13 protein-coding genes are annotated in these 13,214 nt (G+C 67.3%); 7 read left to right on the top strand and 6 right to left on the bottom strand.

Annotated elements, in window-relative coordinates:
- Positions 1–2: 2 nt before the first annotated feature.
- Positions 3–1,382, bottom strand: coding sequence for an NAD(P)/FAD-dependent oxidoreductase (locus tag A5756_RS16945; RefSeq protein ID WP_066954629.1), 1,380 nt, complete (start codon positions 1,380–1,382; stop codon positions 3–5).
- 145 nt (positions 1,383–1,527) lie between these two features.
- Between A5756_RS16945 and A5756_RS25950 the strand changes: the two genes are divergently transcribed.
- Complete coding sequence (locus tag A5756_RS25950; protein WP_156659581.1) at positions 1,528–1,977, top strand: hypothetical protein; 450 nt, start codon at positions 1,528–1,530, stop codon at positions 1,975–1,977.
- A 56-nt stretch (positions 1,978–2,033) separates the two neighbouring features.
- Here the strand turns inward: A5756_RS25950 and A5756_RS16940 are convergent, their stop codons facing one another.
- The 5 genes from A5756_RS16940 to A5756_RS16920 are packed head-to-tail and all read right to left on the bottom strand — an operon-like array spanning position 2,034 to position 6,431.
- Positions 2,034–2,645: a hypothetical protein gene (locus A5756_RS16940; protein ID WP_066954626.1), complete on the bottom strand. Its 612-nt coding sequence runs from the start codon at positions 2,643–2,645 to the stop codon at positions 2,034–2,036.
- Positions 2,646–2,649: 4 nt separating this feature from the next.
- Positions 2,650–3,312 carry a TetR/AcrR family transcriptional regulator gene (locus tag A5756_RS16935; protein ID WP_066954623.1) on the bottom strand — a complete coding sequence of 221 codons (663 nt, stop codon included), beginning with the start codon at positions 3,310–3,312 and terminating at the stop codon, positions 2,650–2,652.
- Positions 3,312–4,460 carry an acyl-CoA dehydrogenase family protein gene (locus tag A5756_RS16930; RefSeq protein ID WP_066954620.1) on the bottom strand — a complete coding sequence of 383 codons (1,149 nt, stop codon included), beginning with the start codon at positions 4,458–4,460 and terminating at the stop codon, positions 3,312–3,314. Before A5756_RS16930 ends, A5756_RS16935 begins: the two co-directional genes overlap by 1 nt.
- An 11-nt stretch (positions 4,461–4,471) precedes the next feature.
- On the bottom strand, positions 4,472–5,656 hold the full coding sequence (locus tag A5756_RS16925) for an acyl-CoA dehydrogenase (protein ID WP_066954617.1): 1,185 nt from the start codon (positions 5,654–5,656) through the stop codon (positions 4,472–4,474).
- Positions 5,657–5,684: 28 nt separating this feature from the next.
- On the bottom strand, positions 5,685–6,431 hold the full coding sequence (locus A5756_RS16920) for an SDR family NAD(P)-dependent oxidoreductase (protein ID WP_066954614.1): 747 nt from the start codon (positions 6,429–6,431) through the stop codon (positions 5,685–5,687).
- Positions 6,432–6,523: 92 nt separating this feature from the next.
- Here A5756_RS16920 and A5756_RS16915 point away from each other — a divergent pair, with 92 nt between their 5' ends.
- From A5756_RS16915 to A5756_RS16890, 6 genes are all read left to right on the top strand, one after another.
- Positions 6,524–6,862 (top strand): DUF3054 domain-containing protein, encoded by a 339-nt coding sequence (locus A5756_RS16915; protein ID WP_066954735.1) that lies wholly within the window; start codon positions 6,524–6,526, stop codon positions 6,860–6,862.
- Positions 6,863–6,867: 5 nt separating this feature from the next.
- Positions 6,868–7,740, top strand: coding sequence for an SAM-dependent methyltransferase (locus A5756_RS16910; protein WP_066954611.1), 873 nt, complete (start codon positions 6,868–6,870; stop codon positions 7,738–7,740).
- Positions 7,741–7,946: 206 nt separating this feature from the next.
- Positions 7,947–9,023, top strand: coding sequence for a polyprenyl synthetase family protein (locus A5756_RS16905; protein ID WP_066954608.1), 1,077 nt, complete (start codon positions 7,947–7,949; stop codon positions 9,021–9,023).
- Between the two features lie 77 nt (positions 9,024–9,100).
- Positions 9,101–11,323 carry an MMPL family transporter gene (locus A5756_RS16900; protein WP_066954605.1) on the top strand — a complete coding sequence of 741 codons (2,223 nt, stop codon included), beginning with the start codon at positions 9,101–9,103 and terminating at the stop codon, positions 11,321–11,323.
- A gap of 4 nt (positions 11,324–11,327) precedes the next feature.
- On the top strand, positions 11,328–11,849 hold the full coding sequence (locus tag A5756_RS16895) for a GNAT family N-acetyltransferase (RefSeq protein WP_156659579.1): 522 nt from the start codon (positions 11,328–11,330) through the stop codon (positions 11,847–11,849).
- A 320-nt stretch (positions 11,850–12,169) separates the two neighbouring features.
- Positions 12,170–13,213: an FtsX-like permease family protein gene (locus A5756_RS16890; RefSeq protein WP_066954599.1), complete on the top strand. Its 1,044-nt coding sequence runs from the start codon at positions 12,170–12,172 to the stop codon at positions 13,211–13,213.
- Position 13,214 lies beyond the last annotated feature (1 nt).

Genomic DNA, 13,214 nt, shown 5'->3' with positions numbered 1-13,214 from the left:
AGCTAACCGGCTTGTTTCTCGGCGGCGTCGATGCGTTCGGCCGCCGCCAGCGTCCCCTCTTGCGCCTGCCGCTCCACCCAGTCCACCACCGGCCGGGCGTACATCATCTGGCTGGTGATGGCCATCTGGCCGCGGGTGCGGCCCAGGAAGGAGATCCCCCAGGAGAACATGGCGGCGATGCGGTTGCGGAAACCAACCAGGTACAAGAGGTGCAACAGCAGCCACGCCAGCCAGGCGATGAAGCCGCCGAACTCCAGCTTGCCCACCTTCGCGACGGCGCTGTACCGCGAGATCAGGGCCATGCTGCCCTTGTCGAAGTACTTGAACGGCTTGCGGTTGGCCGGATCGTCGTGGCCCTTCACCGCCTGCTTGATCAGATTGGTGACGTAGTGCGCGCCCTGGATCGCGCCCTGGGCCATCCCCGGTACGCCGGGGACGGACATCAGGTCGCCGACCACGAACACGTACGGATGCCCCTTGACGGTCAGGTCGGGCTCGACGATGACCCGTCCGGCGCGGTCGGTCTCGGTTCCGTCGGACTGCTCGGCGACCATTTTGCCCAGCGCGCTGGCCTGCACGCCCGCGGCCCACACCTTGCACGCGCATTCGATGCGGCGCTCGCTGCCGTCGGCGTCTTTGACGGTGATGCCCATGTAGTCCACCGCGGTCACCATCGCGTTGAGCTGGATCTCGACGTCCATCTTCTGCAGCCGGCGTTGCGCCTTGAGGCCCAGGTTCTCACCCATCGGCGGCAACACCGCGGGCGCCGCGTCGAGCAGGATGACCCGGCATTCGCTGGGCGTGATCGTCCGGAAAGCCCCGGCCAGGGTGCGCTCGGCGAGCTGGACGATCTCGCCGGCCAGCTCGACTCCGGTCGGCCCGGCGCCGACCACCACGAACGTCAGGCGGCGTTGCCGCTCGTCCGGGTCGGTGGCGACTTCCGCGGCCTCGAACGCGCCGAGGATGCGGGCCCGCAGCTCGAGGGCGTCGTCGATGCTCTTCATGCCGGGCGCGAAGGCGGCGTACTCGTCGTGGCCGAAATAGGACTGTTGCGCGCCGGCGGCCACGATGAGGCTGTCGAAGGGTGTCACCGTCTCCATGCCCATCAGGTGCGACGTCACGGTCTTCGCGGTCAGGTCGATGCCGCTGACCTCGCCCCACAGCACCCGGACGTTCTTCTGCCGACGCAGGATCAGCCGGGTGGTCGGCGCGATGTCGCCTTCGGACAGGATGCCGGTGGCCACCTGGTACAGCAGCGGCTGGAACAAATGGGTGGTCGTCCTCGAGATCAACGTGACATCCACATCCGCCCGTTTGAGGGCCTTGGCCGCGTTCAAACCGCCGAATCCGCTTCCGATGATGACGACGTGATGACGCGACATGCTCACCCCTTATTGGCCTCGTCGTTCTGGTCGCACGCTGCTTCCAGCGCATGTCCACCGTACGACTAGGACCCCTCGGACGTCACGGCAAGGCACAGATCGGCACGGGAGCCCGCAGATCCGGCTGTCGCACAGCACAATCCGGATGAACTCAGCGGTACGGCAAGGGATCGCCCGCCGCGGGGGTGGGCGATCCCTTGCCGAAGCCGCGGATAAGGCCTGCGGTTACTGGCAGGTCAGGCCCGGACCGCAGTCGATGGTTATCGGCGTCGTGCAAGCCGAAGCCGCGCAGACGGTGAATCCGAGCATCGCAGCGAGAATGATTTTGCCGGTCAATCGTGACATAACACCAACCCCGTTCATGGATGGACAATTCCTTTTGTTTGCCCGATTGCCCGATCACCCGATGGCGGAAGTCTACGGTGTCTTCGCCGTTGCGACAGTGGATTTCGAAAACCCGGCGCGCCGGCATTTTTGGTGGGAGTTCCCCGTTCGCGTGAAATGTATTGAATTCAAACGGCGGCAACTCATGGCGGGATTAATTGTGGCCGCGGGGATATTCGAAAATGGTAACCCTTGCCTTAGTCTGGGCTAGGGTCGGCTGGCCGAATTCCGAAACAGCCGTTCGCGCAACCTATTTCGTACCGCCGGCTAGAATGGCCACCCGTTGGAGTTGTCCTTGAATTTCCCGTTGACCGCGGTGCAGAAGTCGTCGGCGGTGCCGGCGAGCAGGATGTAGTAGGTCTCGCCGCGGCGGCTCTCGTAGGTGTTGGGGGTGCTCCAGCCGCTGTTGCAGAGCGAGCTCTGCGTGCCGGCCGTGGCCCTGCGCCAATTCGTCTTGGCGCAGCCCGCCAGGCCGTCCACGTTGGGCGTCGCGCTCTTGGCCGCGACCACCATCGCGCCTCCCCATTGCCCATCGCTGCGCCGGTAGGCGCGCGCCCCGAACCCGGCGTTGTTCGTCTGGCATGCCAGCGCCCGGCGCATCAGCGAGAAGGGGGCGGCCAGTTGAGGATTGGCGCTCCCGGCGGCGGCCGTGATGAATTGCGCCGCGTCCGAGCCGTCGACCTCCTGCACGTTGGGAGTGCCGAAGCTGAACAGCTGCTGCGCGATCCCGGCGTTGCTGCCGCCGCCGATGATCGGGCCGCCGCCGCTCGACGTCATCGGGGGCAGCGCGACGGTGGGGTCGGCGCCGGCCGTCGGCGCCACGACGACGGCGCCCAGCGCGAACGCGGCGGCCATCTTACGGAGCGCGGTGAGTCTCATGGCTTCATTCCAGCACGTGTGCGTAATCGGCGCGACGGTCGTCGCGCACCAATGCGTGGAGCAGGTGGCGGGTCTGCAGCCGGATGTACTCGTCGCGGGTGTAGGCGGGGCCGAAATGCCAGTGCTTTAGCGCCCAGCCGTGGGCGAGCAGCATGATGTCGAACACCGTGAGGTCGACGTCGACATCGCGGAAGACGCCCGCGGCGATACCGGTTTCGATGACCGCGCGCAGCGGTGCGGCGGTGGCGATTTCGAGTTCCTTGATCCTTGCCCGGTCGGCCGGCGCCAGTGTCCGGCTCTCCCGATAGGTCAACACCACGCCGTCGAGGTTCTCGTCCACGATCTGGATGTAGCGGCCGATGCCCGCGGCCAGCTGGTCCACGACGTCGTCGCCGGCGGCGGCCATCACGGGCGCCAGCTGGTCGCGGAACACGTCGAGGATCCGCACGATAGTGGCCAGCAGCAGGTCCTCCTTGCCGCCGAAATAGGTGTAGATGAGGCCGACGCTGACCTTGGCCTCGGCGGCCAGATCCTGCATGGACATCTGGTGGAAGCCGTGTGTTCCCATGACCTTGACCGCGGCGTCGAGCACCTGGCGGCGCCGCGCGCTGGCCCGGGCCGCACGGACGGCCTCCTCGACGGGCAGGGCGCCATAGTCGACCGCCATCAGATGCCCAGGTCCTTGGCGACGATCGTCTTCATGATCTCGTTGGTCCCGCCGTAGATCGTCTGGATGCGGGCGTCGACGAACGCGCGCGCCACGGCGTACTCGCGCATGTAGCCGTAGCCGCCGTGCAGCTGCAGGCAGCGGTCGGCCGTGCGCACCTGCAGGTCGGTGGTCCACCACTTCAGGCGGGCGGCCCGCGCGGCCGTCAGCTCGCCGTTGAGGTGCTGGGCCAGGCAGTCGTCGAGATAGGTTCGGGCGACGTCGATTTCGGTCGCCACCTCGGCGAGAACGAATTGGCTGTGCTGGAAGCCGGCGATCGGCGTGCCGAACGCCTTGCGTCCGCGCACGTACTCCAGCGTCTCGGCCAGGATGGCCTCGGCGGCGGCCACCGCCCCCACCCCCAGCGCAAGGCGCTCCTGCGGCAGGTTCTGCATCAGCTGGTAGAAGCCGGCGCCTTCTTCCCCGAGCAGATTGGCCGCCGGCACCCGCAGGTCGGTGAACGTCAGCTCGCTGGTGTCCTGGGCGTGCAGGCCGATCTTGTCCAGGTTGCGGCCCCGGGAGAAACCCGGGGTGTCGGCGTCGACCACCAGCAGCGACAGGCCTTTGTGCCGATCGGGGGACGTCCGCACGGCGACGACGAACAGGTCACCGCACTGGCCGTTGGAGATGAACGTCTTGGCGCCGTTGACGACGTAGTGGTCGCCGTCTCGGACCGCCGCGGTGCGGATCCCGGCCAGATCGCTGCCGGTGCCGGGTTCGGTCATGGCGATACCGAGCACCGTCTCGCCGGTCACCACGCCGGCCAGCCAGCGCCGTTGTTGCTCGGGCGTGGCCAGGTCGGTGAGATAGGGCAGCACCACGTCGTTCTGCAGCGTGAACGCGATGGCCTCTGCCGCCGCGCCGGCCCGCTGCAGTTCGTCGATGACGATCGCGTTGTAGCGAAAGTCGTTGACTCCCGGGCCGCCGAGCTGCTCGGGCACCGAAAAGCCGAGCAGCCCAAGCTTTCCCGCTTCGATGAACAGCGAACGGTCCCACTGTCCCCGCGTTTCGGCCCGCTCGTGTGCGGGGACCACCACCCGCTGCACGAACTCGCGGACGAGCGCTCGGAACTGCCGGTGCTCGTCGGTGTACTCCAGACGTGCGGCCATCTCTTCCCCTGTTACCGGAAGGCGTCGCTACCGGTGAACGCCTGGCCCAGGACGAGCTGATGCATCTCGGGGGTGCCTTCGTAGGTGAGCACCGACTCCAGGTTGACCATGTGTCGGATGACCGGGTACTCGAGCGATATGCCGTTGCCGCCCAGAATCGTTCGAGCGGTCCGGCAGATCTTGATGGCCTCCCGGGTGTTGTTCAGCTTGCCGAAGCTGACCTGCTCGGGACGCAGCCCGACGCTGTCCTTGAGGCGGCCCAGTTGCAGCGACAGCAGCTGACCCTTGTGCAACTCGACCGCCATGTCGACGAGCTTTGCCTGGGTCAACTGGAATCCTGCGATCGGCCGCCCGAATTGGGTGCGCTGGGTGGCGTAGTCGAGCGCGGCCTGCCAGGCCGACCGCGCCGCGCCCATGGCACCCCAGATGATTCCGTAGCGCGCCTCGGACAAACAGGACAGCGGACCCCGCAGGCCTTTCGCCTCGGGCAGCATCGCATCGGCGGGCACCCGCACGTCGTCGAGCACCAGCTCGCTGGTGATCGATGCTCGCAGCGACAGCTTGTGGTGGATGGTGTTGGCGGTGAATCCCGGTGTCCTGGCCGGCACCAGAAAGCCCCGGATTCCCTCGTCGGTGGCCGCCCACACGACCGCGACGTCGGCGAGCGAGCCGTTGGTGATCCACAGCTTTCGGCCATTGAGCACCCAATCCGAACCGTCGCGTCGCGCACGGGTTTTCATCGCGGCCGGATCGGATCCCACGTCGGGTTCGGTCAGCCCGAAACACCCCAGCAGTTCGCCGGTCGCCATACCGGGCAGCCACTCCTGCTTTTGTTCCTCGGACCCGAAGTTCCAGATCGCGAACATCGCCAGCGATCCCTGCACCGAGACCATCGACCGCAGGCCGGAGTCGGCGGCCTCCAGCTCCACGCACGCCAGGCCGTAGTGCACGGCGGAGGCGCCGCCGCAGCCGTACCCCTCCAGGTGCATGCCCAGCAAGCCGAGCTGTCCGAACCCTTTGGCGAGTTCGCGCACCGGCAGGTCGCCGATCTCGAACCACTCCGCGACGTAGGGAAGGACGTGCTCGGCGCAGAACTCTCTGACGGTGGCGCGCACCGCGAGCTCGTCGTCGGACAGCGAGGCATCCAGGCCCAGGGGGTCGTACCGGTCGAAGGCGGGAGGTTTGTGGGTGCTCATAGGTCTCAAGCCTGCCACTAACCGGCCTTTAACCAGCCATCGTCAGGCCGCCGCTGACGCTGATCACCTGTCCGGTGATGAACGACGCGGCGGGCGACGCGAAGAACAGCACGGCCGCGGCGACCTCCTCGGGTCGGGCCAGGCGGCGAAACGGGATGGCTTTGACCAGCGCTTCTTTCAGCTTCTCGGGCTGGGCGTGGAACAGCGGTGTGTCGGTCGGGCCCGGGCACACGCAGTTGACCGTGATCTGATGGCGGGCCATCTCCCGGGCCAGCGACTTGGTCAGCGCGATCACCCCGCCCTTGGCGCCTGCGTAGATGGATTCCCCGGCGCTGCCGACCCGGTCCGCGTCGCTGGCCACGTTGACGAGACGCCCGCCGGCGTGCGTCTCGATCATTCCCGGCAGGAACGCGGCGCAGACGTGCACCGGTCCCAGGTAGTTGATCGCCACCACCTTGGCCGCGAATTCCGGTGTGGCGTTGAGGAATTGATCGGTGCGATCCCATCCCGCGGCGTTGATGACGACGTCGGGCACGCCGGCTTCGCCGTGCGTCGCGTCCCGCAGGGCGTCGACGTGGGCCGGGTCGGCGACGTCCACCGGCAGCGCGGTGATCAGCCCGGGGTGCTCCTTGGCCGTGGCCGCGCCGGCGGCCTCGTCGAGGTCGGCGGCGATCACCCGGTCGCCCAGCGCGGCGAACGCCAGCGCGATCGCCTTGCCGATGCCCGAACCGGCGCCGGTCACCACGGCGAGACGCCCTTGTGAATGCGCATTCATTTCTGACGAATCTAGGTTCAGCATGGCGGCGGGGTCAAGGTCGGCGGCCTGCCCGGTACTCTCGCTGCATGCGACGGCTCCTGTGGCTGGCCATGGATGTCATCGGTGTGCTGGTGTTCTGCGCCGCCGGGCGTCGCAGCCACGACGAAGGACTCAACCTCGCCGGCGTCGCGACGACCGCCTGGCCGTTTCTCACCGGAACCGTCGTGGGCTGGCTGGCATCCCGCGCCTGGCGGCGCCCCACCGAGGTCGCGCCGACCGGGGTGGTCGTCTGGCTGTGCACCGTCGTCGTCGGCATGGTGTTGCGCAAGGCCAGTTCCGCCGGCGTTGCCGCGAGTTTCGTGGTGGTGGCGGCGTCGGTCACCGCGTTGTTGTTGCTCGGCTGGCGGGCGTTCGTCGGGCTGACCCTGCGGCGTCGGTCCGGCGTGTAGAGCCCATGACAGCGACGACGGGCGTGGCGGTGACCGCGGCATTCGGTGCCGCCGCGCGGGCCGTAGCCACCAACAAGGGGACGCTGGACGATCCGTTCGCCGAACCGCTGGTGCGGGCCGCCGGGGTCGATCACTTCGTGCGGGTGATCGAAGACGACCGGTTCGGCGCGGACGACGCCGACGGTCCGCGGTTCCTGGACGTCTGCGCGGCGCACACCCGGTTCGTCGACGAGTTCGTAGCCGATGCGGGGAGGGCGGGCCTTCGCCAGGTGGTGATCCTGGCGTCGGGTCTGGACACCCGGCCATACCGGCTGTGGTGGCCGCCGGGGACAACGGTTTACGAGATCGACCGGCCCGAGGCGCTCGACTTCAAATCCGAAGCGCTGCGCGCATTGGGCGCCGAACTGACGGCGAGCCGGCGCGCCGTGGGCGTCGCTCTGCGTCAGGATTGGCCGGCCGCCCTGCGGCGGGTCGGCTTCGACGCCACCGCGCCCGCGGTGTGGATCGCCGAGCAGCTGCTGATCGGGTATCTGACTCCCGCCGTGCAGGACCGCGTGCTGCAGGGCGTCACCGCGATGAGCGCAGCCGGCAGCCGGTTCGCCGCCGACCACATGCCCATTTGGACACCGCTACAGCTGGAGGCGGAGCGGTCGTTTGTCGATGGCTTGCGCCAGAACGGGGTGGACATCGACCTGGCCAGCCTCACCCACCCGGGGCAATACCATTACGTCCCGGAGTATTTGACCGCACACGGTTGGGAGACGATGCAGCGCAACGTCACCGAGCTGCTGGGGGCGGTGGGACGGCCGGTCAGGCGGCGCCACCGCCCCGGGGACACGGAGTTCGTCCCCGAATACCTCACCGCCACGCGGGCATAACCAGAGGTCGCCCGCTCTTTAAGTTCGTTAACGTTTAATTAACTTAAATTAGTCGGCCGAATTCTTGAACCCGATGCGCCCTAACGTCGTACCCGCTTTATGAGCCACGATGAAAGGGGCGTGAAACGTTGAGCTTGCGTGTTTCGAACCGTCCGCCTGGCGTACTTTCGCAACCGACGGGCCGCGCCCCGCAGCACGCCCCCTCGTTGTGGCCCGCGAGCGGCGCTCCGGGAGGCGAAGAGTGGCGCGCGGGCGTGCGCACCGCGGTGCTGGCCACCGTCGCGGAGTTTGTCTCGGCCCGCGCCACCGACCTCGCCGGCGCGGGCCTCGACGCGGTCGGCGACATGCTGGCGCAGTTCGTGTCTAACGGAAAATGTCTACGGTCCACCTTCATGTATCTCGGGTGGTTGTGTGGCGCCCCGCCGAGCGGAGCCGCGCTAACGGCTGCGGCGAGTCTGGAGTTACTGCACGCATTCGCGCTGATCCAGGACGATGTCATGGACCGTTCGGCGCAACGGCGGGGCCGTCCGGCGGCGCACGTGCAACTGGCCCTGTGGCACCGCGAGCGCGAACTAGCCTCGTGCGCCGAGAAATTCGGCGAGTCGGCGGCCGTTCTGCTAGGCGATCTTTGCCTCATTTGGGCGGAGCAGATGCTGCGCGAAAGCGGTATCCAAGCCCGCCGCCTGCAGCGGGTGTGGCCGCGCTACGACGCCATGCGGACCGAATTGGCGATAGGTCAATTCGCCGATCTCGCGGCCGATCTCCGCAGCTTCCCGCCGCTCGATGCGGTGCTCGACGTCGCGCGGCGTAAGTCGGGCAACTACACGGTGCGCCGTCCGCTGGAATTGGGCGCGGCCATGGCCGGCTGCGGCGACCGAACGCTGGCACGGCTTGGCCGCTACGGCGGCGTTGTCGGGGAGGCGTTTCAACTCCGCGACGACGTATTGGGGGTCTTCGGCTCGCCGGCGGCGACTGGAAAGCCAAGCGGGGGAGACCTGCTCGAGCGCAAAGCGACCAGCCTCGTCGTGGCCGCTTACCAGCTGGCCGACGCACCGACCCGCCGCCATCTCGTCGAGCTCATGGACCTCGACGAACTCGATGACGCCGCGCTGCAGCGTTGGAAGCGATTGATCGCCGCAACGGGGGCCGTGGAGATGATCGAACAGATGATCAGCCGACGGGTGGCATCCGCACTCAACGACGTGGATGGCATGGAGATCAACGAAGCCGTTTGCACCGCTTTGGCCGAGATGGCGGTCGCGTGCGTGCAGCGCTGCGAATAGCGGACCACGCCGGGGGCCAGAGGAGTTGACCCAGACCGATCGGGGGGATCGACAGCTAATCATCCCGGAGGACGCGTATGTTATCGCGACTGGCCCTGATCTCCATCGCTGCTCCGCGACGAGTGATCGCAAGCGCGATCTTCCTGGCGGCCCTCGCCGCCATCTTCGGTGTCCCGGCCGCAGCGACGCTGCCCGGCGGCGGATTTCTGGACCAGACGGCCGAATCCGCCCGTGCCACAGCGATTTTGGCCGATAAGTTTCATCAAGGCGACATGGAGATGACGCTGCTGGTGCACTCGCGGAGCGGCGTCACCCAAGGACCCGCTCGGATGGTGGGCGTGGACATCGTCCGGCAGCTGGCCCAGTCGCCGTTCGTCGCACAGGTGGCGTCGCCGTGGGATGCGCCCCAGCCGGGGTTGGTCAGCGGCGACGGCGAGTCCGCGCTGATCGTGGCCGCCCTCACCGGCGGGGAACGCAGCGCGCCCAAGCATGCCCGGGAGCTCGCGGACCGGCTGGTGCGCGATCGCGACGGCGTGACCGTGCAGGCCGCAGGCATGGCGATCATCTATGAAGAGCTCAACCGGCAGACCCAAAACGATTTGTTGCGAATGGAATCCGTCGCGATTCCGTTGAGTTTCGCCGCGCTGGTGTGGGTATTCGGCGGCTTGCTGGCCGCAGCACTGCCGATCCTCGTCGGCGGCTTCGCAATCCTGGGTTCCCTCGCGGTGTTGCGCGCGGTCGCGTTGGTCGCCGACGTGTCCATCTTCGCGGTGAACGTGGCCGTGGCATTGGCTCTGGCGCTGGGCATCGACTACACACTGCTGATCATCAGCCGTTATCGGGACGAACTGGCCGACGGGCTGCCCCCCGCCGAAGCCCTCCCGCGCACCATGGCCACGGCCGGACGCACCGTGCTGTTCTCCGCCCTGACGGTGGCCCTCGCACTGGCCGCGTTGGTGATCTTCCCGATGTACTTCCTGAGGTCATTCGCCTACGCCGGCGTCGCGGTGGTGGCTTTCGCGGCCCTGGCCGCGATGGTGGTCGCGCCCGCGGTGATCGTGCTACTGGGCGACCGGCTTGATGCGCTCAACGTTTGGGACTTGGGCCGCAAGGTCTTTCGGCGTTCCCAAGCCCCGCCGGCGACCATCGAGCACACCTTTTGGTACCGAACGGCCAAGCTGGCCATGCGGCAGGCGGTTCCGATCGGCTTGGCGATCATCGCGGTCCTGCTCGCTTTGGGCGCGCCGTTCCTCGGCATCAAATGGGGCTATCCCGACGATCGGGTGCTCCCGGCGTCATCGTCGGCGCGCGCCGTCAGCGACCGGATCCGGCTCGACTTCGGTGCCGATTCCGAGATAAGGGTCGTCATCCCCCGCACGGACGGCCTGACGACGCGAGACCTTGACGAGTACGCCGCACGGCTGTCGCGCGTACCCGACGTATCGGCGGTGTCGGCACCGACCGGAACCTTCATCGCCGGTGAGCGGAAAGGGCCACCGTCGGCACCCGCCGGAATGGCAGACGGCAGTGCCTATTTGACGGTGGCCAGCAGCGCACCGTTGTATTCGCCGGCGTCTGGCGCGCAGTTGGATCGCTTGCATGCGATCCCGTTGGCCGGTGCCCGCCACGTCGAGCTGGCCGGGATGGCCCAGATGAATCGCGACTCTGTCAACGCGATTACGTCGCGATTGCCCATGCTGTTCGGTTTCGTCGCTTGCGTCATGCTGGTGTTGCTCTTCCTGCTCACCGGCAGTGTGGTGCTGCCCGTCAAAGCGGTGCTGCTCAACATGCTGTCGTTGACGGCCGGATTCGGCGCTTTGGTGTGGATCTTCCAGGACGGGCATCTGGGTGCGTTGGGCACCACCCCGACCGGCACGCTGGTGGCCAACATCCCGGTGTTGATGTTCTGCATCGCATTTGGATTGTCCATGGACTACGAGGTTTTCCTGCTGTCCCGCATCCGCGAGTACTGGATGGCCTCGGACCGCACGCGTGTCGACAACGACGAGAGCATCGCGCTGGGCGTCGCGCGAACGGGCCGGATCATCACGGCGGCAGCCCTGTTGATGTCGATCTCGTTCGCAGCCCTCACCTCCGCGGAGGTTTCCTTCATGCGGATGTTCGGCGTCGGTCTGACTCTTGCCGTCTTGGTCGACGCAACCTTGGTGCGCATGCTGCTCGTCCCGGCCTTCATGCACGTGTTCGGCGGTCTGAACTGGTGGGCGCCCGCGCCGCTGGCGCGGCTCCGCCGGCGGGAGGATGCCCGAGTGGAATGTGTCGCGGTCAGAGGCGTTGGATGATCACGTGGTGCACGAATCAAGCCCGCCGGCCGGTCGTCACCAGTTGCGGTTCGTGTCGGCGACCCACGACGAACCGCTGGCGCGGCCCCTGCTGGCCGAGCTGGCCGACGAGTACGCGCAGCGTTACGGCGGCACGCCCAGCACGCACCTGTCCTGGTTGCCGGTGCCGAAGGCCGAGCTGGCCTCGCCGGACGGCGGATTGCTGATCGGGGTGCTCGACGGCGTGCCCGTCACCGGCGGGGCATTCCGGCGTTATGACGCCGAAACCGCCGAGCTGAAGCGGATCTGGACCGACCGCGCTCATCGGCGCCGCGGGTACGCGCGAGTGTTGTTGGCGGCGCTGGAGGCGGAGACCGCCGCGCGCGGGTACCGGCGGCTCTACCTGATCACCGGCAACCGCCAACCCGAGGCCGAGGCGCTGTACGAGGCGACCGGGTACACCCGGGTGCCCGCCGACCCGCTGCCGTCCTGGGGGCCGTTCGTCCCGATCGCATTCGAGAAGTGGCTGGTTCCCGACGGTCAGTGAGGCCGCAGAATATCTTTGCGTCTCGGCTGTTATTGGGCGCGCGCCTAATTGCAAGGACCGTATTCGGTCATTGGGTTCTCAGTCACATTTCCCCGCCCGATCGCGCGCCCGCGAATTTGCCGCTTGAGCGCCCCTGAACTGCGGGTATCGCTCAACTACATCGAATCCGGGCCGCCATAAAAGCGGGGCGTAGGTCCGTCCGATCAAGGCCCTTCGGCTCTACGCGACTTGCCTCGTCCCGGGCGACGCTTGGTGGGAAAGAAAAGGGAGGTCAAGCCGTGTGGGCTATTGGTGGCTTGCAAGAGCGGTTGCGCGCGCCGATGTTGATCACCGCCATACGGGACATGCAATGGCGGCAGCGACGCTTCATCATCGCGGCCGTCGGCACCGGAATGGTGTTCGCGATGACCCTCATCATCACGGGGCTGATGATCGGGACCCGGGTCGAGGCCCAGCGCCTGGCCGACTCGATAGGCATCGACCACTACCTCATCAAGGCGGGCGCGGTCGGACCTTTCATTGGTTCATCGAGGTTCCCGCAGGCCGAACTCGAGGACGTCGCCCAGCTTCCCGGCGTCGAATCGGCGATCCCGGTGGTCTACGGCAACACGATCCTGCAAGACCGGCGCCTACCGGAAAACCTGAACGTCTACGGCCTGCCCGAACAGGGGATGCCGCCGATCGTGGCGGGGCGGGCACCGTCGAATCCTGACGAGGTCGCCATGTCGACCACACTGAAGCGATCCATCGGGGACAAGGTCGAGGTGGGATCGCAGGTGCTGCGGATCGTCGGGCTGGTCAACAAGTCCACCACGCTCGCAGGTCAACCCAATGCGTTTGTGACCGTCGCGACGGCGCAGCGGTTGATGTTTTCCGCGCAGCACGTGATTTCGGCTATCGGCTTGCGCGGCGTACCCGCGCAAGTGCCCGCCGGCTATCGCGTCGTGGACCGCGCCGCCGCGGTCGATGACATGATTCGCCCGCTGCATATGGCTCGGCTGGCGATGTCGTACCTGGTGATCCTGCTGTGGGCGGTGGCCGCGTCGATCGTGGGATCGCTGATCTACCTGTCCGCATTGGAGCGCACCCGAGACTTCGCGGTGTTCAAAGCCCTCGGTGTCACCACCCAGTCGGTGCTCGCCGGGCTCATGCTGCAGGCGGTGCTCGTCGCGTTGGTTGCGGCGATGCTGGGCGGGCTGCTGGCCGTGCTCCTCGGCCCGCTGTTTCCGATGCTCGTGGTGGTGACCCCCTCGGCCTTCCTGTCGCTGGTGGGGACCGCGGTGGGGGTCGGCCTGTTGGCGAGTTTGGTGGGATTGCGGCGCGCGGTCGCGATCGACCCGGTAATGGCGTTTGGGGCCGGATAGT

It is taken from the genome of Mycobacterium sp. 852002-53434_SCH5985345 (assembly GCF_001667155.1).
Classification (GTDB): domain Bacteria; phylum Actinomycetota; class Actinomycetes; order Mycobacteriales; family Mycobacteriaceae; genus Mycobacterium.
This window is presented reverse-complemented; position numbering and strand designations above follow the sequence as displayed.

What these genes read in the sequence shown, in the direction of transcription:
- A5756_RS16945 (WP_066954629.1), bottom strand. Translation starts at nt 1,382, where the DNA reads ATGTCGCGTCATCACGTCGTCATCATCGGAAGCGGATTCGGCGGTTTG.
- A5756_RS25950 (WP_156659581.1), top strand. Translation starts at nt 1,528, where the DNA reads ATGAACTCAGCGGTACGGCAAGGGATCGCCCGCCGCGGGGGTGGGCGA.
- A5756_RS16940 (WP_066954626.1), bottom strand. Translation starts at nt 2,645, where the DNA reads ATGAGACTCACCGCGCTCCGTAAGATGGCCGCCGCGTTCGCGCTGGGC.
- A5756_RS16935 (WP_066954623.1), bottom strand. Translation starts at nt 3,312, where the DNA reads ATGGCGGTCGACTATGGCGCCCTGCCCGTCGAGGAGGCCGTCCGTGCG.
- A5756_RS16930 (WP_066954620.1), bottom strand. Translation starts at nt 4,460, where the DNA reads ATGGCCGCACGTCTGGAGTACACCGACGAGCACCGGCAGTTCCGAGCG.
- A5756_RS16925 (WP_066954617.1), bottom strand. Translation starts at nt 5,656, where the DNA reads ATGAGCACCCACAAACCTCCCGCCTTCGACCGGTACGACCCCCTGGGC.
- A5756_RS16920 (WP_066954614.1), bottom strand. Translation starts at nt 6,431, where the DNA reads ATGAATGCGCATTCACAAGGGCGTCTCGCCGTGGTGACCGGCGCCGGT.
- A5756_RS16915 (WP_066954735.1), top strand. Translation starts at nt 6,524, where the DNA reads ATGGATGTCATCGGTGTGCTGGTGTTCTGCGCCGCCGGGCGTCGCAGC.
- A5756_RS16910 (WP_066954611.1), top strand. Translation starts at nt 6,868, where the DNA reads ATGACAGCGACGACGGGCGTGGCGGTGACCGCGGCATTCGGTGCCGCC.
- A5756_RS16900 (WP_066954605.1), top strand. Translation starts at nt 9,101, where the DNA reads ATGTTATCGCGACTGGCCCTGATCTCCATCGCTGCTCCGCGACGAGTG.
- A5756_RS16890 (WP_066954599.1), top strand. Translation starts at nt 12,170, where the DNA reads ATGTTGATCACCGCCATACGGGACATGCAATGGCGGCAGCGACGCTTC.